Source organism: Streptomyces sp. NPDC005494 (assembly GCF_042872025.1).
Taxonomy (GTDB): Bacteria; Actinomycetota; Actinomycetes; order Streptomycetales; family Streptomycetaceae; genus Streptomyces.
The window spans coordinates 160,148-177,182 of sequence record NZ_JBIAJR010000001.1; the positions used below are offsets into that span (position 1 = coordinate 160,148).

Here is a 17,035-nt window from a genome sequence, read left to right on the forward strand (position 1 = left end):
GGGTTCCTCGGTTTCCTGGTCGGTGTCGTCGGGATGTCTCGGAAGGTCAGGGAGGTCAGACACCGACGCCCGACTCCGCGGCGATCGCCGGATAGCTGTCGAAGGCGGGCTGGAGCATCGGCACGAGTTCCAGCACCTTGGCGATGCGGCCGCGGATCCGGACCTTGCCGGTGGCGATGGCGGCGGGCACCAGCAGGCGGCCCATCCACAGGGCGTGCGCGGTGTCGCAGGTCATCTTGAGGGTGATCGCGGCCTTGAACGGCGGCTCCCCGTGGACGACGCCCTCGGACGAGACGAAGATCCGGCAGTCGGGCTTGCTGTGCACCAACTGCACCGACAGCGCTTCCCTGCGCGCCTTCTCCACGAACTGCTCGTCCTCCAGCAGCACGTCGAAGAGCCGGCCGAACACGTCGGACGCCATTTCACTGGACGAGAATACGGTCATGCTTCCCCTTTGGTATATCGGCGGTCCGACGCCCTCCGTGCAAGGAATTTGCTTGTTCCTTCCGAATGCCCTCGCACCGGAAGAATTCCGCTGGCGCGGCGCGCAAACCCCCGACCGGACGGTGGGAGTGCGTTTGCTCGTCGAGCGTCGATGACCGCACGCTATGACACCTCCGGGAGAGCTTCGTCCGCACCGACAGGTAGCCGAAAAAAGACTGAAAGAAATTGGTAAGCAGCCGCCACACAACGCCCTGAACAGGGACGATGCTCCACGCATGCTGTCCGGAGCCGCCCTGGCCGCCTCGGATCGCCGGCGTTCGAATACAGGCGGACGCGCACCGATCGCCCCTCCCGCTCGTATACGAAACGGGTTGACAGCGCGTGACAGCACTAGCCACGAATGCAACTCGAATGAGAATCAGAGGCCAGTGGTTTCACCACGAAAGAGTGATCGACGATTGCGCCTCTTGCATATCGGAATTCTGTCGTGCGTCATTGAGGAGTCGTCGCGGCGACACATGCACGAGAGTTCTCGAAAGGAGGTGTCGAATAATGCGCAGGATCGAGATGAAGCACCGCATCGCCGTCCGGGCCGACCGCCCCGCGGCCGGTCAGGGTTCCACCTGGAACTGGACGTGGGCCTACCGCCAGGCGTGACCGCGCGTGTGGGGCCGGGCACTCCCCTGCCCGGCCCCACACGTATGTCCCGGCCTTCCTTCCTCCCAGCCGCCCGTGTACCGAGGAGTCACCTTGCGTCTACGCCGCTCCCGTTGCCTGACCTGCTACTGGCACGACGGCGCCTTCGTCGTCCACCCCCACCCGCACGGCACACCCACGGCGCTGCACCCGGCAGCCGCTGAGGTCCTCACCGCCTTCGAGGACTGGAGCACCGCCGCCGAGGCAGCCGAAGAGCTCGGCCATCTCACCCGGGACACCGTGGAGGAGGCCGTCGAGACGCTGTCGCGGAGCGGGGCCCTCCTGGAGCAGGGTGGCGCGGCCGCCCACCGGGACGAGGAGATCGCGGGGCGGTGGGGTTCATGGATGCCCGAGGCGTCGTTCTTCCACTACGCCACGCAGGACGTGTACGACCACCCGGACGCCGTGGGACCCCCGGGCTCCGCGTCCGCCGGGGGCCCGCCGCCCCTCGTCGAGTCCGGAGAGCCGGACGCGCATCCGGGGGGAGCCGTGGGGGCGGGGACCCCAGTCACACATCCGGGGGGCACACCGAAGGCCGGGGACACGGGCGGCGCGGCACCCTCGCCCGTACCGCCTCCCCTGTTCACGGACCACCCGCGAGTACCCCTCCTCCTGCTGCCTCGCAGACCGCCGGGGCTCGGGGCGCCGTTCGAGCAGGTGCTGTACGAGCGCCGTACCCACCGCGACTTCACCGGCGAGCCGGTGCCGGCGGAGACCTTGGCCGCCCTGCTGTCCGTGGTCTTCGGACCGGCCGACTTCATCGACTGCGGGCGGGGCGCCCTGTACCGGCGCACCAGTCCGCAGGGCGGCTCCCGTCAGGAGATCGACGCCTACGTGGGGGTCCTGGACGTCGAGGGCCTCGATCCTGGCTGGTATCACTACGACGGCCTGCGGCACGGTCTCGCGTTGCTCTCCGAGGGCTTCACGCCCGCGGAGGCCGCCCGTCTCTGTGCCGATCAGGAGTGGGCGGCGCGGCCCGCCTTCCTGGTCCTGCTCGCCGCGCGGCTTGAGCGGATGAGCGTGAAGTACCCGACGCCCCGCGCGTACCGCGTCTGCCTGCTGGACGCCGGGCACCTGGGGCAGACCTTCGCCCTGACCGCGACGGCCCTCGGACTCGGCCCTGCCCAGACCGGGGCCTTCAGGGACTCCGAGGTCGCCGGCCGCTGCGGCCTGGACAACACCGGTCACGTCCCGCTCTACGTGCTGGCCGCGGGGCACCCCGCCCCGGCTCGGCGGGACGCTCCCCCACCGGCCGGCATCCCGGCCTTCGGCGCCACCACGCTGCTCGCCCGTTGACGGCGCGGGCCCGTCAGGAGCCGGCTGCCCGCACGAGGCGGCAGGAGCCGGGCCGGAGACGCGACCGGTCGCTCGGCGAACGGGGTCAGCCGCGCCCTTCCCGCTCGGCCGCGGCCCCCTCAGCCACGGTCCAGGAACGGTTCCAGCAGCCCTGGGACGGCCTCGGACGCGAAGGCGAGACCCTCACAGGCGTCGGTGTCGCGTGCCGTGTAGGCGCCGCCTCCGGCCGCCGTCGTGGCGGTGACGCTCAGCAGCCCGGCCCTCCGCTGGAACCAGGACTGCTTCACCGTCCACCCGATCACCCCGGCCCGCTGGAGGGCCGCCGTGGAACGCCGGACCGTACCGGAGCGGGTGACCAGATAGCCGCCGCTCAGCGTGTGGCCCAGCGACCGGTACGAGTCGAGGCCCAGGAGCACGGCGAGCGGCAGGAACAGCACGCCGCAGGCGAGCGCGGTCCACAGCAGTACGGGGGTCAGCAGAACACCCAGCACGGCCTGGACCAGCACGGGTACGAGCGCCACGGCCACAGCACGGCGCAGCCGCCGGCCGCGCGCGGCACGGGGGTGGGCCGTGAGCGCGGCACCGTTCGGGGCGCCGGGCTCCCGCAGGACCTCGGCCGCGATGGCGTCGGCCACGGCACGGGGAGCGGCCGGCAGCAGGGTGTTGTGGTCACCGCTCCGCGACTCCTCGTCCTTGGTCAGGCCCGTGGTGATCGCGTCCACCCGGGCCGCGCCCACCAGCCGTACGCCCAGCGGCTCCACCAGGTCCACCCCGCGCAGCCGGCGCTCCTCGACGGACAGCGAACGCGCGGTGAACAGACCTCGCCGGACCCGGAGGGTGCCGCCCGGTTCGCGTTCCAGCCGGTAGTTCCACCACATTTCGACCCACAGCCCGAGTGCGCCGACCACTCCGGCGACCAGGGCGGCCAGGACCAGCACGCCGATCGCCCACAGCAGCGGGGTGTCGCGGAAGCGGTCGGCGACCCAGTCGATGACCTCGCCCTGGGCGCCGACCCACTCGCTGACCTGGAGGACACCGCCCGCGGCGGCGCCGCCGAGCATGGGTGCGACGAAGGACACGGGGGCGTAGCGGATCCAGCGGGGGTCGAGCGTGGCGAGCGCGCCCTCCCGGTGCGTCCCGGGGGCCTGCGGGACTCCGCGGTCGAGCAGTTCGTGGCGCAGCCGCTCGCCCTCCGCGCGGGTGACGGGATCGAGCTCCAGGGTGGAGTCGCCGCCCTGCTCTCCGGTGCCGATGCGCACCGTCACGAGCCCGAGGACCCGCAGCAGCGGGTGAGCGGTGAGATCGACGCTGCGGATCCGCTCGCGCGCCAGCGAGCGGCGCTTCACCAGGAGGAGCCCGGTGTGCAGATCGACGCGTTCGGCGCCGACCCGGTACTGGGTGCGCCGCCAGCGGACGTAGTCCCCGGCGGCGGCGCAGCCGCTCAGCAGCGCCGCCCCCGCCAACTCCCAGCCGATCGCCCTCGCGTACCCGAGGCGGCCGGACAACGCGACCGTGACCGGCACGGCCGCGCCCGCCGCGACCCCCGCCGTGACCAGCGCGGTGACGAGGACCGTACGGAAGTGGAGCCGGCGCCAGCCGGGGTCGGCGCCGGCGGCCGTGCTCACGTGGCGTCCCCGGGGGTGTCCTGGGTGATGCGGGTCAGCCGCTCGGCGAGCGAGGCCGCGGCCTCGTGGGCCAGTCCCTCGATCCGCACGGCGCCCTTGGCGGACGCGGTGGTGACGGTGACCGTGGCCAGCCCGAAGAGCTGTTCCAGCGGGCCCCGGACCGTGTCCACCGTCTGGATGCGGGACATCGGCGCGATCCGCCACTCCCGCAGGAGGACCCCGGTGCTCACGTAGACCGCGTCATCGGTGACCTCCCAGCGGTGCGTGCGGTACCACCAGGAGGGGAAGAGGACGGCGCACAGCAGGCCGGCGCCCGCGAGGGCGGCGGCCGGCATCAGCAGCCAGAACCTCGCCGGAGCGATGAACGCCCCCAGGATGCCCAGGACCGCCACCGGCGCCGCGGTCAGCAGCAGCCACTGGGCTCTCCACCAGCCGACGGCCCGCGGATCCAGCCTGTTGCGCGGCGGCCTGAGCCGTATCGTCCCCTCCCCCTCCGCCATGGGCTCAGCGGCCCCGCAGCGAGCGGTACGCCGAGACCAGCGCGGCGGTGGAGCTGTCCAGCTGCTCGCCGCCCGTGCCCTCGGTCAGGACCGGCTCGACCTTCTTGGCGAGGACCTTGCCCAGCTCGACGCCCCACTGGTCGAAGGAGTCGATGTTCCACACGGCGCCCTGGACGAAGACCTTGTGCTCGTAGAGCGCGATCAGCTGGCCGAGCACCGAGGGGGTGAGCCGGTCCGCGAGGATCGTGGTCGTCGGGTGGTTGCCGGGGAACGTCTTGTGCGGCACGAGCTCCTCGGGCACGCCCTCCGCGCGGACCTCCTCCGGCGTCTTGCCGAAGGCGAGCGCCTGGGTCTGGGCGAAGAAGTTGGCCATCAGCAGGTCGTGCTGGGCGATCAGGCCGGGCAGCAGGTCCTGGACCGGCGCCGCGAAGCCGATGAAGTCGGCCGGGATGACCTTGGTGCCCTGGTGGATCAGCTGGTAGTAGGCGTGCTGCCCGTTGGTGCCGGGAGTGCCCCAGACGACCGGTCCGGTCTGCCATTCGACCGGATCGCCCTGCCGGTCCACGGACTTGCCGTTGGACTCCATGTCCAGCTGCTGCAAGTACGCCGTGAACTTGGACAGATAGTGGCTGTACGGCAGTACGGCGTGCGACTGGGCGTCGAAGAAGTGGCCGTACCAGACCCCCAGCAGCCCCAGCAGCAGCGGCGCGTTCTCCTCGGCGGGCGCGGTGCGGAAGTGCTCGTCGACGAGGTGGAAGCCGTCGAGCATCTCGCGGAAGCGCTCCGGGCCGATGGCGATCATCAGCGAGAGGCCGATCGCCGAGTCGAAGGAGTACCGGCCGCCGACCCAGTCCCAGAACTCGAACATGTTGGCCGTGTCGATACCGAAGTCCGTGACCTTGTCCGCGTTGGTCGACAGCGCCACGAAGTGCTTGGCGACGGCATCCTGACCGGCCCTCAGCTCGGTGAGCAGCCAGTCGCGGGCGGAGGTGGCGTTGGTGATGGTCTCGATCGTGGTGAAGGTCTTGGACGCGACGATGAACAGGGTCTCCGCCGGGTCGAGGTCACGGACGGCCTCGTGGAGGTCGGCGCCGTCGACGTTCGACACGAAGCGGACGGTGAGCGAGCGGTCCGTGAAGGAGCGCAGCACCTCGTAGGCCATGGCGGGCCCGAGGTCGGAGCCGCCGATGCCGATGTTCACGATGTTCTTGACCGGCTTGCCCGTGTGGCCGGTCCACTCGCCCGCCCGGACCCGGTCGGCGAAGGCGGCCATCTTGTCGAGGACGGCGTGCACGGCCGGCACCACGTTCTCACCGTCGACCTCGATCACGGCGTCGCGCGGGGCGCGGAGCGCGGTGTGCAGGACGGCCCGGTCCTCGGTGGTGTTGATCTTCTCGCCCCGGAACATCGCGTCCCGCAGCTCGGCCACGCCCGTCGCACCGGCGAGGTCCCGCAGCAGACGCAACGTCTCGTCGGTGACCAGGTGCTTGGAGTAGTCGATGTGGAGGTCACCGACCCTGAGGGTGTACGCCGTACCGCGGTCAGGCGCCTGTGCGAACAGCCGGCGCAGATGGGTGTCGCCGAACTCCTCACGGTGCTTGCCGAGAGCCGCCCACTCGGGGGTCTGATTGAGCTTGGTTCGGCTTTGTGCGTTCATCCCGGAAATCGCCCACTTCTTCTCGTACCTGCAACCTTCCCCGCTGCCCCTCCAACCTAATTGATCTGGAGGGTGGGACGGAGCAATGGCAGGTTCCGGAGGCGACAAACGGATTCCGGCCGGGCACCCGAGGGGTGACCGGCCGGTGAACGACTAGATTTCGCCGCGGAGTTTCGCGAGGGCTTCGGCGAGGATCGCTTCGCCGTCGGCGTCGCTGCGCCGCTCGCGTACGTACGCGAGGTGCGTCTTGTACGGCTCGGTGCGCGGCGGATCCGGCGGGTTGTCCTGGTCCTGCCCGGCCGGGAAACCGCAGCGCGGGCAGTCCCAGGTCTCCGGTACCTGCGCGTCATGGGCGAAGCTCGGCTGCGTCTCGTGCCCGTTCGAGCACCAGAAGGAGATGCGGAGGCGCGGTGCTGACTCGCCCCGCTCGGCCTCCCCCATCGGCCCCGCTCCGACCCGGCTTCCCCGGATCGCGTTGCCACTTGCCACGGTCGTAACTCCCTGCGTGATGGTGCTCGAAGATGCCCCAGTCTACGTAAGGCCCAACGCGCGTCCAGTGAAAGGAGTTACACCCTCACCGGGAATCGCGGACGACGGGTCAGCTGTCCAGCTTGATGAGCAGTGCAAGGACGACAATGCACGCGAACCAGGCCAGACCGACCACGACGGTGATGCGGTCGAGGTTCCGCTCGGCTACCGACGAGCCGCCGACGGAGGACTGCATTCCGCCACCGAACATGTCGGAAAGGCCGCCGCCCTTTCCCTTGTGCATCAGCACCAGCAGCATCAGCAGCAGGCTGAAGACGATCAGGGCGATCTCGAACGCCAAAACCACGGCTGGTCCCTACTTTCCGGAATTCATAGGACTGCATGTACGAACAGCGGGGGCCAGAGGGTATAACCCCCTCGGCCCCCGCAAGGGTACGACGGATCGGCGCTACCGCATACTCACTGGTCGCGGAAGCGGACGATCTTGACGAACTCGTCGGCGTCCAGAGCGGCGCCGCCGATCAGAGCACCGTCCACATCGGGCTGCGCCATGATGGCCCCGACGTTGCCGGACTTCACGGAGCCGCCGTACTGGATACGGACGGCGTCGGCCAGCTCCTGCGAGTACAGCTCGGCGAGCCGGCGGCGGATCGCGCCGCAGACCTCCTGGGCGTCCTCGGGGGTGGCGACCTCGCCGGTGCCGATGGCCCAGACCGGCTCGTAGGCGATGACGATGGACTCGGCCTGCTCGGCCGGGATGTCCTTCAGGGCTCCGTCGAGCTGCGCCAGCGTGTAGGAGACCTGGTCACCGGCCTTGCGGATGTCCAGGCCCTCGCCGACGCACAGGATCGGGGTCAGGCCGTGCTTGTACGCGGCCTTCACCTTGGCGTTGCAGATCTCGTCGTTCTCGCCGTGGTACTGGCGGCGCTCACTGTGGCCGACGGCGACGAACGTGCACTTCAGCTTGGCGAGCATGGAGCCGGAGATCTCACCGGTGTACGCGCCGGAGTCATGGGCGGAGAGGTCCTGGGCGCCGTACTTGATCTTCAGCTTGTCGCCGTCGACCAGCGTCTGCACGGAGCGCAGGTCGGTGAAGGGCGGCAGGACGGCGACCTCGACGGCCTCGTAGTCCTTGTCGGCCAGGGCGAAGGCGAGCTTCTGGACGTGTGCGATGGCCTCGAGGTGGTTGAGGTTCATCTTCCAGTTGCCCGCCATGAGCGGGATACGGCCTTGTGCGGGAGCAGTCATTGAGGGTCAGTCCTCCAGTGCGGCGAGTCCGGGAAGCGTCTTGCCCTCGAGGTATTCGAGGCTGGCGCCGCCACCGGTCGAGATGTGGCCGAAAGCATTTTCGTCGAAGCCGAGGATACGGACGGCGGCTGCGGAGTCCCCGCCGCCGACGACGCTGAAGGCCGGGGAGTCGACGAGTGCCTGGGCGACCGCCTTGGTGCCCTCGGCGTAGTCGGGGTGCTCGAAGACGCCCATCGGGCCGTTCCAGAAGACGGTGGCCGCGTCGGCGAGCTTCGCCGCGTACAGCTTGCGGGTCTCGGGGCCGATGTCCAGGCCCTCCTGGTCGGCCGGGATGGCGTCGGCGGCGACCGTGGTGGGGTTGGCCGGGGCCTTGGTCTTCAGGTCCGGGAACTCGCCCGCGACCAGGACGTCGACGGGGAGCACGAACTCCACGCCGAGCTCCTCGGCCCGCTTGAGGTAACCCTGGACGGCGGGGACCTGGTCCTCCTGGAGCAGCGAGGTCCCGACCTCGAGGCCCTTGGCCTTGAGGAAGGTGTACGCCATGCCGCCGCCGATGAGGATGCGGTCGGCCTTCTCCAGCAGGTGGTCGATGACCCCGAGCTTGTCGGAGACCTTGGCGCCGCCGAGGACCACGGCGTAGGGGCGCGCGACGTCCTCGGTGAGCTTCTTCAGGACGCCGACCTCGGTGGCGATGAGGCCACCGGCCGCGTGCGGCAGCCGGGCCGGGAGGTCGAAGACCGAGGCGTGCTTGCGGTGGACGGCGCCGAAGCCGTCGCCCACGTACACGTCGGCGAGCTGCGCGAGCTGGTCGGCGAAGGCGCCGCGCTCGGCGTCGTCCTTCGACGTCTCGCCGGCGTTGAAGCGGAGGTTCTCGATGACGGCGACCTGGCCGTCGGTGAGAGCGTCGACCGTGGCGCGGGCGGACTCACCGACGGTGTCGGTCGCGAAGGCGACCTCGGCGCCGAGCAGCTCGCCCAGGCGGGCGGCGGCGGGGGCCAGCGAGAACGCCGGGTCCGGCGCACCCTTGGGGCGGCCGAGGTGCGAGGCGACGACGACCCGCGCGCCGGCTGCGGCGAGCTGGGCGACGGTCGGGCGGACGGCGCGGATGCGGCCGTCGTCGGTGATCGTGGTGCCGTCCAGCGGCACGTTGAGGTCGGCACGGACGAATACCCGCTTGCCCGCGACCCCTTCGGCGAGAAGTTCGTCGATGGTCTTCATCTGTTCCCATACTCCTTGGAAGGACGGATGAGCATGCAAGGGGGCTCGAACGGCGCCGCGTCGCGCCGTCCGAGCCCCTCACATCACACCTGGATGCCTGCCGATCCTAGGATCAGAGCTGGCCGCCGACGAAGACGGTCAGGTCGACGAGGCGGTTGGAGTAGCCCCACTCGTTGTCGTACCAGCCGAGGATCTTCACCGAGTTGCCCTCCTGGACCATGGTCAGGGAGGAGTCGAAGGTGCAGGACGCCGGGTCGCTGACGATGTCCGAGGACACGATCGGGTCCTCGGTGTAGGACAGGAAGCCCTTGAGGTCGCCGTCCTCGGAGGCCTTCTTGAACGCGGCGTTGACCTCGTCCTTGGTGACCTCGCGCTGCAGCGTCACGACGAGGTCGGTGGCGGAGCCGGTCGGGACCGGGACGCGCATCGCGATGCCGTCGAGCTTGCCCTTGAGCTGCGGGAGGACCAGGGCGGTCGCCTTGGCGGCGCCCGTCGTGGTCGGGATGATGTTCTCGGCGGCGGCGCGGGCGCGACGCAGGTCCGAGTGCGGGAAGTCCAGGATGCGCTGGTCGTTCGTGTACGCGTGGACCGTCGTCATCAGGCCCTTGACGATGCCGAAGTTCTCGTCCAGAACCTTGGCCATCGGCGCCACACAGTTGGTGGTGCAGGAGGCGTTGGAGATGACGTGATGGTTGGCCGCGTCGTACTTGTCCTGGTTGACGCCCATCACGATGGTGATGTCCTCGTCCTTGGCCGGAGCCGAGATGAGGACCTTCTTGGCGCCACCGGCGATGTGCTTCTCGGCGTCGGCCTTCTTGGTGAAGATGCCGGTCGACTCGATGACGATGTCGACGCCCAGCTCACCCCAGGGGATGTCGGCCGGGTTGCGCTCGGAGAGCACCTTGATGGTGTGACCGTCGACGGTGATGGTGTCGGCGGTGTGGCTCACCTCTGCTTTGAGACGACCCAGAATGGTGTCGTACTTCAGCAGGTGGGCCGTGGTCGCAGTGTCACCCAGGTCGTTGACAGCCACGATCTCGATGTCCGCACCCTGCTCCAGCAGCGCGCGGAAGTAGTTACGACCGATGCGGCCAAAGCCGTTGATGCCTACGCGGATCGTCACGAACCGATCTCCTCGTTAGGAACGCCGGTTTCGATGCCGGCGAGTTTTATAGGGATGTCCCCGACCGCCTCCGACCCTACCTCTCCGAAGGCCCCGGGGTGACATCGAGAGGGGCGGCGTGAAGGGAGATCTCCTTACTGCCGAGTAGGAGTGCCGGATTCCGCCGGAACGGGCCGGTGGGGGCGACCGCCGCGGCCCACGTGGTCACCGAGCGTCAACTCCCGCCCGGGCCCAACTCCTTGCGCAGGAAGGGCGCATGGACAGGGCCGTCGGCATCGGCATCACGGGGAGTCACCGATACGGACTTCGTCCGCCCCCACCCCGCCGGCGGACCCGCACCGCGAATGCCGCCCCCGAGACCGACGCTCAATCGTGCGGAGCGGCACTCAATCGATATTGCGGCGGGCCGGCGCACTTTCGGGCGGAGCGTGATCCCGGAACTGCCGAACCAGAACCGCTCAATCGTGCGGGGCGGCGCTCAGTCATCACGCCGGACGGCGGTCGGTCAAACCGGCGGGAGAGCGGTCGGTCAATCCGACGGGAGGCGGTCGGTCAATGCGACGCACCCGCCCGTCCAATCCGGGGCTGGTGCACTCGCCCCTTTACCGGAAAACACTCCGCGGAATTCGGAATGGATCCTGCTCCGGCGGGGAAATACCCACGGCCGGCCCTGCTCATGCCTCTGTGTCGTCCGAGCCCCGGCCGCACCCGAGGGCGGGCCGGGACCTGCCGGGGGCGCTCAGCCCACGAGGCCGTCGGCCATCTCCTCGCTGAGGGTCGATTCCGTACCCGGGACACCGAGGTCCTGGGCGCGCTTGTCGGCCATGGCCAGCAGGCGGCGGATGCGGCCCGCGACGGCGTCCTTGGTCAGCGGCGGATCGGCGAGCGCGCCCAGCTCCTCCAGGGAGGCCTGCTTGTGCTCCATGCGCAGCCGTCCGGCCGCCGCGAGGTGCTCCGGGACCTCCTCGCCCAGGATCTCCAGCGCGCGCCCCACACGGGCGCCCGCGGCCACGGCGGCGCGTGCGGAGCGGCGGAGGTTGGCGTCGTCGAAGTTGGCGAGGCGGTTGGCGGTGGCACGGACCTCCCGTCGCATGCGGCGCTCCTCCCAGGCCAGCACCGACTCGTGCGCGCCGAGACGGGTCAGCAGGGCCCCGATCGCGTCGCCGTCACGAACGACCACACGGTCCACCCCCCGCACCTCGCGGGCCTTGGCGGCGATGGAGAGCCTGCGTGCGGCACCGACCAGGGCGAGCGCGGCCTCCGGGCCGGGGCAGGTCACCTCCAGCGAGGAGGAGCGGCCCGGCTCGGTGAGCGAGCCGTGCGCCAGGAACGCACCACGCCAGGCCGCCTCGGCGTCGCAGGTGGCCCCCGAGACCACCTGCGGGGGCAGACCCCGGATGGGGCGGCCCCGGCCGTCCACCAGGCCCGTCTGGCGCGCCAGCTGGTCGCCGCCTGCCACCACCCGCACGACGTACCGGGAACCCCGGCGCAGTCCGCCGGGAGCCATCACGATCAGCTCCGAGCTGTGCCCGAAGATCTCCAGGATGTCCCGCTTGAGGCGGCGCGCCGCCATCGCCGTGTCCAGCTCGGCCTCGATCACGATCCGGCCGCTCACCAGGTGCAGCCCGCCCGCGAACCGGAGAATCGCCGAGACCTCTGCCTTTCTGCAGCAGGTCCGGGTCACGGGAAGCCGAGAGATTTCGTCCTTCACCGCTGGCGTCATCGCCATGGGCCGATCCTTCCATGCATCCGAAAAATACGGTCGTACGCGGCGGCCAACAGCTCCGGATCATGAATCGGAACGCCGTCGGGTGAGGCCACGGGGGCCAGCTCGACCGCGGCTCCGAGCCGCTGGGCGGCGTCGGCGAGGGACTCGCGGTCAGGCACGGCGGCCTCGTCGGCCAGCACCACGTCCATGGCGAGTTTAGGGGCGTGTCGCCCCAAAACCTCCAAATGACGCTGCGGTGAGAAGCCATCTGTTTCACCGGGCTGTGGTGCGAGGTTCAGCGAGAGGACCTTACGGGCCTTCGTGGTCACCAGTGCGTCGAGCAGCTCGGGCACCAGTAGATGCGGAATCACGGAGGAGAACCAGGACCCCGGACCCAGAACCACCCAATCGGCGTCGAGGACAGCGGCCACCGCCTCGGGGACCGCGGGCGGGTCGGCGGGCACGACGTGCACCGACTGCACCTCCCCCGGGGTCAGCGCCACCGTGGCCTGCCCGCGCACCGTCACGATCTCCTCGGGCCGCTCGGGGTCGTGTCCCCGCACGAGCGCCTGGAGCTCCAGGGGCACGGCGGACATCGGCAGCACCCTGCCGTGCGCCCCGAGCAGCTTGCCGACCAGGTCCAGCGCCTGGACGTGGTCGCCCAGCTGCTCCCAGAGGGCCACGATGAGCAGGTTGCCCACCGCGTGCTCGTGCAGATCCCCCTTGGACTCGAAGCGGTGCTGGATGACCTGGGCCCAGGTCCGGCCCCATTCGTCGTCCCCGCAGAGCGCGGCGAGCGCCTTGCGCAGGTCGCCGGGCGGCAGCACTCCGAGCTCCTCGCGGAGCCGGCCGCTGGAGCCGCCGTCGTCGGCGACGGTGACCACGGCGGTGAGGTCCCCCGTGATCCGGCGCAGCGCCGTCAACGACGCCGACAGACCCATGCCGCCGCCGAGGGCGACGACCTTGGGCGCGCCGCGATTGCGGCCGGAGAGCGCGGCCGTGGCTCTGCTCAGCCGTCGCAGACGCATGTTGCGACTGGTCACTCTCGCCCCATGTCCCGGTGGACGAGGACGGTCTCGATCCCTTCGGTGGCCAGCCGTGCGGCCAGCTTCTCCGACATCGCGACGGAGCGGTGCTTGCCACCGGTGCAGCCGACGGCGATCGTCACGTAGCGCTTGCCCTCGCGGCGGTAGCCGGCGGCGATGAGCTGGAGGAGCTCCGTGTACTGGTTGAGGAACTCCTTGGCGCCCGGCTGGTCGAAGACGTAGTCGGACACCTCCTCGTTGAGTCCGGTGAAGGGGCGGAGCTCGGGGACCCAGTGCGGATTGGGCAGGAAGCGGCAGTCGACGACGAGGTCGGCGTCGACCGGGAGGCCGTACTTGAAGCCGAACGACATCACCGTCGCCCGCAGCTCGGGCTCCTCGTCCCCGGCGAACTGGGCGTCCATCTTGGCCCGCAGCTCGTGGACGTTGAGGCTGGAGGTGTCGATGACCAGGTCGGCGTCACCGCGCAGCTCACGCAGCAGGTCGCGCTCGGCCGCGATGCCGTCGACGATGCGGCCGTCGCCCTGGAGCGGATGCGGCCGGCGAACCGATTCGAAACGGCGTACGAGGGCGTCGTCGGAGGACTCCAGGAAGACGATGCGCCGGGTGACGTGCTTGGCCTCCAGGTCCGCGAGGGACTCCCTGAGGTTGTCGAAGAAACGACGGCCCCGTACGTCGACGACGACGGCAATACGGGCGACGTTGCCCTGGGACCGGGCCCCGAGCTCGACCATCGTGGGGATCAGGGCCGGCGGCAGGTTGTCGACGACGAACCAGCCGAGGTCCTCCAGACACTTCGCGGCCGTGCTGCGCCCGGCGCCCGACATTCCCGAGATGATCACCAGCTCGGGGATGGCGGGGGCGGTCGCCTCGGCCTTCTCCGTGGTGCTTCCCGTACTCATGTGTGCTGCTCCGTCTGCTCGGCCGCGTTCGTCCTGGTGCTCATGCGCGTGCTCGGTCATGTCCTGCTGCCCCCGTCGTCCTCTTCAATGATCTCTCCTGTGGCGGTGTTCACGGCAGGCGCGGCCGGGGCCGCCGAGGCGAGGGCGGCGGCCACCGACTCCGCGGTCCTGCGCCCTATCCCCGGCACTTCGCAGATCTGGTCGATTGTCGCCTGCCGCAGCTTCTTGACGGAGCCGAAATGCTTGATCAGCGCCTGCTTGCGGGTCTCACCGAGGCCGGAGACCTCGTCCAGGGGGCTGCTGCGGATGCGCTTGGCCCGCTTGGCCCGCTGGTAGGTGATGGCGAAGCGGTGGGCCTCGTCGCGGATCCTCTGGAGGAGGTAGAGGCCCTCGCTGGAGCGGGGCAGGACCACCGGGTCGTCGTCATCGGGCAGCCAGACCTCTTCCAGCCGCTTGGCGAGACCGCAGACGGCGATGTCGTCGATGCCCAGCTCGTCCAGGGCCCGCTTGGCGGCGGCGACCTGGGGCTGCCCGCCGTCGACGACGACGAGCTGGGGCGGGTAGGCGAAGCGCTTGGGACGGCCGTCGTCCTCGCGCGGCTCCTCCCGCGCGGGAGCGATGTCACCCGGCGCCGGGGCCGCCACCACCACCGCGGGCTCTCCGGGGGATGCCGGTACGTCGCCCCCGGGAGCCGGCGCACCGTCCGCGGGAGCCGGTACCGGGCCGGTGGGGGCCGGTCCACCGTCCGCGGGAGCCGGTACCGGGCCGGTGGGGGCCGGGGTCTCCTCCCACTCCCCGGGGCGCTCCTTCTCCTGGAGGTAGCGCTTGAAGCGGCGGCCGATGACCTCGTGCATCGAGCGGACGTCGTCCTGGCCCTCGAAGCCCTTGATCTGGAAGCGGCGGTATTCGCTCTTGCGCGCGAGACCGTCCTCGAAGACGACCATCGACGCGACCACGTCGTCGCCCTGGAGGTGCGAGATGTCGAAGCACTCGACGCGCAGCGGCGCCGTGTCGAGGCCGAGAGCCTCGGCGATCTCCTCCAGGGCGCGGGAGCGGGTCGTGAGGTCGGAGGCCCGCTTGGTCTTGTGCAGCCCGAGCGCCTGCTGTGCGTTGCGCTGGACCGTGCCCATCAGGTCCTTCTTGTCGCCCCGCTGCGGAATGCGGAGGCTGACCTGGGAGCCCCTGCGGCCCGCGAGCCACTGGGAGACGGCCTCCGGGTCCTCGGGGAGGGCCGGGACCAGCACCTCCTTGGGCACGGAGTCACCCGACTCCTCCCCGTAGAGCTGCTGGAGCGCGTGCTCGACCAGGCCCGCCGTGTCGACCGCCTCGACCTTGTCGGTGACCCAGCCGCGCTGGCCCCGCACCCGTCCGCCCCGGACGTGGAAGATCTGGACGGCCGCTTCCAGTTCGTCCTCGGCCACCGCGATGAGGTCGGCGTCGGTGGCGTCGGCGAGGACGACGGCGCTCTTCTCCATGGCGCGCTTCAGCGCCTCCGCGTCGTCACGCAGCCGGGCCGCCCGCTCGTACTCCATCTCCTCGGCCGCCTGCATCATGTCCTTCTCCAGGCGGCGGATGTACGTCCCGGTGCGGCCGGCCATGAAGTCGCAGAATTCCTCGGCCAGGTCCCGGTGTTCCTCAGGGGTGACCCGTCCGACGCAGGGGGCCGAGCACTTGCCGATGTACCCGAGGAGGCAGGGCCGCCCGGTCCGCTCGGCGTTCTTGAAGACCCCGGCGGAGCAGGTGCGCACCGGGAAGACGCGGAGCATCAGGTCGACCGTCTCGCGGATCGCCCAGGCGTGGCCGTACGGGCCGAAGTAGCGGACGCCCTTCTTCTTGGCCCCGCGCATGACCTGGACGCGCGGGAAGTCCTCGTTGAGCGTCACCGCGAGGTAGGGATAGCTCTTGTCGTCGCGGTACTTGACGTTGAACCGGGGGTCGAACTCCTTGATCCAGGTGTACTCCAGCTGGAGCGCCTCGACCTCCGTGGAGACCACGGTCCACTCGACCGAGGCCGCCGTGGTGACCATCGTGCGTGTACGCGGGTGCAGGCCGGCCAGGTCCTGGAAATAGTTTGCCAGGCGCTGGCGCAGGTTCTTGGCCTTCCCGACGTAGATCACCCGGCGGTGCTCGTCGCGGAATTTGTAGACCCCCGGGGAGTCGGGGATCTGTCCCGGCTTGGGGCGGTAGCTGGAGGGGTCTGCCATGTCTCACACCCTACTTGCGGGCGCTGACAGACCGGCCCCTCCCAGGGGAACCAGGAGCCCTCGGCAGGCTTCAGGTCAGGGCCGGGAGCCGGTCGGGCCCGGGGCCCGTCTCCGGTCAGGCCCAGGCAGATCAGGCCCGGGAGCCCGGCAGGATTCAGGTCAGGCCCGGCGGCCCGGCAGGCCTCCGGTCAGGCCTTGGGACCGGCGACGAGCTTTCCGCCCTCGACCCGCACCTCGACGGAGGGCAGCGGCACGGTGGCAGGCCCCTGCAGCGCCTTGCCCGTGGTCATGTCGAAGCGGCTGCCGTGGCAGGGGCAGTTGCCCTCGTTGCCCTCGACCTTGTCCAGGAGGCAGCCCGCGTGGGTGCACTGGGCGCTGAACGCCTTGTACTTCCCGGCGGCGGGACAGCTCACGACGACCCGCTGCTCCCGGTAGAGCTTCGCCCCGCCGACGGGGACCTCGTCCGGGGAGCCGAGCTCCACGGGCGCGGTGGGGGTGGGCGTCTGTGCGTGACCCAGCTTCGAATCGGTCGAGCAGGCTGCCGCTCCCAGCCCGGCGGCACCGGCGAGAGCGGCGCCCTTCAGTACGGTGCGGCGGGCGGCGGGCAGGCCGGACATGCGGTCTCCACGGGTCGGGGGGACAGGGGGCCGCCCGCACCGTACGGAGCGCCGGGTGCCACGGACACGGGCCGCATCTGGCGGTATGGGCGACAGACCCGACGATACCGACGGAGAACGCCTGTACCTCCACCGGCCCCCGGCCCTCGGAGGCGCGGCAACCGGACGGGGGGGGGGGGGGCCGGCCGCGGGGGGGGGGGGGGGGGCCGGGGGGGGGGGGGGGGGGGGGGGGGGGGGGGGGGGCGGGGGGGGGGGGGGGCGGGTG

Annotated in this window: 15 protein-coding genes; 1 reads left to right on the forward strand and 14 read right to left on the reverse strand. The window is 70.6% G+C overall.

Translation table 11 applies throughout. The features are described 5' to 3' along the window. Positions 1 to 55: 55 nt before the first annotated feature. Entirely contained in the window at positions 56 to 445 is a 390-nt protein-coding gene (locus ACFYQ6_RS00785; RefSeq protein WP_361580187.1) for a hypothetical protein, read from the reverse strand. 749 nt (positions 446 to 1,194) lie between these two features. Here ACFYQ6_RS00785 and ACFYQ6_RS00790 point away from each other — a divergent pair. Further along, complete coding sequence (locus ACFYQ6_RS00790; RefSeq protein WP_361580185.1) at positions 1,195 to 2,436, forward strand: SagB/ThcOx family dehydrogenase; 1,242 nt, start codon at positions 1,195 to 1,197, stop codon at positions 2,434 to 2,436. Positions 2,437 to 2,555: 119 nt separating this feature from the next. Here the strand turns inward: ACFYQ6_RS00790 and ACFYQ6_RS00795 are convergent, their stop codons facing one another. The 13 genes from ACFYQ6_RS00795 to ACFYQ6_RS00855 form a co-directional block, all read right to left on the reverse strand. Then, positions 2,556 to 4,061: a PH domain-containing protein gene (locus tag ACFYQ6_RS00795; RefSeq protein ID WP_361580183.1), complete on the reverse strand. Its 1,506-nt coding sequence runs from the start codon at positions 4,059 to 4,061 to the stop codon at positions 2,556 to 2,558. Continuing rightward, on the reverse strand, positions 4,058 to 4,561 hold the full coding sequence (locus tag ACFYQ6_RS00800) for a PH domain-containing protein (protein WP_361580181.1): 504 nt from the start codon (positions 4,559 to 4,561) through the stop codon (positions 4,058 to 4,060). Before ACFYQ6_RS00800 ends, ACFYQ6_RS00795 begins: the two co-directional genes overlap by 4 nt. Positions 4,562 to 4,565: 4 nt before the next feature. Next, complete coding sequence (pgi, locus tag ACFYQ6_RS00805; RefSeq protein WP_361580179.1) at positions 4,566 to 6,218, reverse strand: glucose-6-phosphate isomerase; 1,653 nt, start codon at positions 6,216 to 6,218, stop codon at positions 4,566 to 4,568. A 153-nt stretch (positions 6,219 to 6,371) separates the two neighbouring features. Then, positions 6,372 to 6,707, reverse strand: a complete 336-nt coding sequence (locus ACFYQ6_RS00810; protein ID WP_073747820.1) for an RNA polymerase-binding protein RbpA — start codon at positions 6,705 to 6,707, stop codon at positions 6,372 to 6,374. Positions 6,708 to 6,816: 109 nt separating this feature from the next. Beyond that, complete coding sequence (secG, locus tag ACFYQ6_RS00815) at positions 6,817 to 7,053, reverse strand: preprotein translocase subunit SecG (RefSeq protein WP_014156893.1); 237 nt, start codon at positions 7,051 to 7,053, stop codon at positions 6,817 to 6,819. Between the two features lie 113 nt (positions 7,054 to 7,166). Further along, entirely contained in the window at positions 7,167 to 7,955 is a 789-nt protein-coding gene (gene tpiA, locus ACFYQ6_RS00820; RefSeq protein WP_361580176.1) for a triose-phosphate isomerase, read from the reverse strand. A 6-nt stretch (positions 7,956 to 7,961) separates the two neighbouring features. Beyond that, positions 7,962 to 9,173 carry a phosphoglycerate kinase gene (locus ACFYQ6_RS00825; RefSeq protein ID WP_361580174.1) on the reverse strand — a complete coding sequence of 404 codons (1,212 nt, stop codon included), beginning with the start codon at positions 9,171 to 9,173 and terminating at the stop codon, positions 7,962 to 7,964. Between the two features lie 112 nt (positions 9,174 to 9,285). Further along, complete coding sequence (gap, locus tag ACFYQ6_RS00830; RefSeq protein ID WP_145802384.1) at positions 9,286 to 10,296, reverse strand: type I glyceraldehyde-3-phosphate dehydrogenase; 1,011 nt, start codon at positions 10,294 to 10,296, stop codon at positions 9,286 to 9,288. A gap of 739 nt (positions 10,297 to 11,035) precedes the next feature. Next, positions 11,036 to 12,025 (reverse strand): DNA-binding protein WhiA, encoded by a 990-nt coding sequence (gene whiA / locus ACFYQ6_RS00835; protein ID WP_356736213.1) that lies wholly within the window; start codon positions 12,023 to 12,025, stop codon positions 11,036 to 11,038. Next, the gene (gene yvcK, locus ACFYQ6_RS00840) at positions 12,016 to 13,047 is read right to left on the reverse strand and encodes a uridine diphosphate-N-acetylglucosamine-binding protein YvcK (RefSeq protein WP_356736211.1); all 1,032 of its coding nucleotides are present in this window, start codon (positions 13,045 to 13,047) and stop codon (positions 12,016 to 12,018) included. Before yvcK ends, whiA begins: the two co-directional genes overlap by 10 nt. Further along, positions 13,044 to 13,949 carry an RNase adapter RapZ gene (gene rapZ, locus ACFYQ6_RS00845; protein WP_388759540.1) on the reverse strand — a complete coding sequence of 302 codons (906 nt, stop codon included), beginning with the start codon at positions 13,947 to 13,949 and terminating at the stop codon, positions 13,044 to 13,046. The genes yvcK and rapZ overlap by 4 nt, the downstream gene beginning before the upstream one ends. A gap of 56 nt (positions 13,950 to 14,005) precedes the next feature. After that, positions 14,006 to 16,153 (reverse strand): excinuclease ABC subunit UvrC, encoded by a 2,148-nt coding sequence (gene uvrC, locus ACFYQ6_RS00850; protein WP_388759544.1) that lies wholly within the window; start codon positions 16,151 to 16,153, stop codon positions 14,006 to 14,008. 188 nt (positions 16,154 to 16,341) lie between these two features. Then, positions 16,342 to 16,770, reverse strand: a complete 429-nt coding sequence (locus ACFYQ6_RS00855) for a Rieske (2Fe-2S) protein (protein ID WP_388759547.1) — start codon at positions 16,768 to 16,770, stop codon at positions 16,342 to 16,344. Positions 16,771 to 17,035: the final 265 nt, after the last annotated feature.

Bases quoted from the DNA above. Each gene is read 5' to 3' on its own strand.
- ACFYQ6_RS00785 (WP_361580187.1), bottom strand. From the start codon at position 445: ATGACCGTATTCTCGTCCAGTGAAATGGCGTCCGACGTGTTCGGCCGG.
- ACFYQ6_RS00800 (WP_361580181.1), bottom strand. From the start codon at position 4,561: ATGGCGGAGGGGGAGGGGACGATACGGCTCAGGCCGCCGCGCAACAGG.
- pgi (WP_361580179.1), bottom strand. From the start codon at position 6,218: ATGAACGCACAAAGCCGAACCAAGCTCAATCAGACCCCCGAGTGGGCG.
- tpiA (WP_361580176.1), bottom strand. From the start codon at position 7,955: ATGACTGCTCCCGCACAAGGCCGTATCCCGCTCATGGCGGGCAACTGG.
- ACFYQ6_RS00825 (WP_361580174.1), bottom strand. From the start codon at position 9,173: ATGAAGACCATCGACGAACTTCTCGCCGAAGGGGTCGCGGGCAAGCGG.
- whiA (WP_356736213.1), bottom strand. From the start codon at position 12,025: ATGGCGATGACGCCAGCGGTGAAGGACGAAATCTCTCGGCTTCCCGTG.
- rapZ (WP_388759540.1), bottom strand. From the start codon at position 13,949: ATGAGTACGGGAAGCACCACGGAGAAGGCCGAGGCGACCGCCCCCGCC.
- uvrC (WP_388759544.1), bottom strand. From the start codon at position 16,153: ATGGCAGACCCCTCCAGCTACCGCCCCAAGCCGGGACAGATCCCCGAC.
- ACFYQ6_RS00855 (WP_388759547.1), bottom strand. From the start codon at position 16,770: ATGTCCGGCCTGCCCGCCGCCCGCCGCACCGTACTGAAGGGCGCCGCT.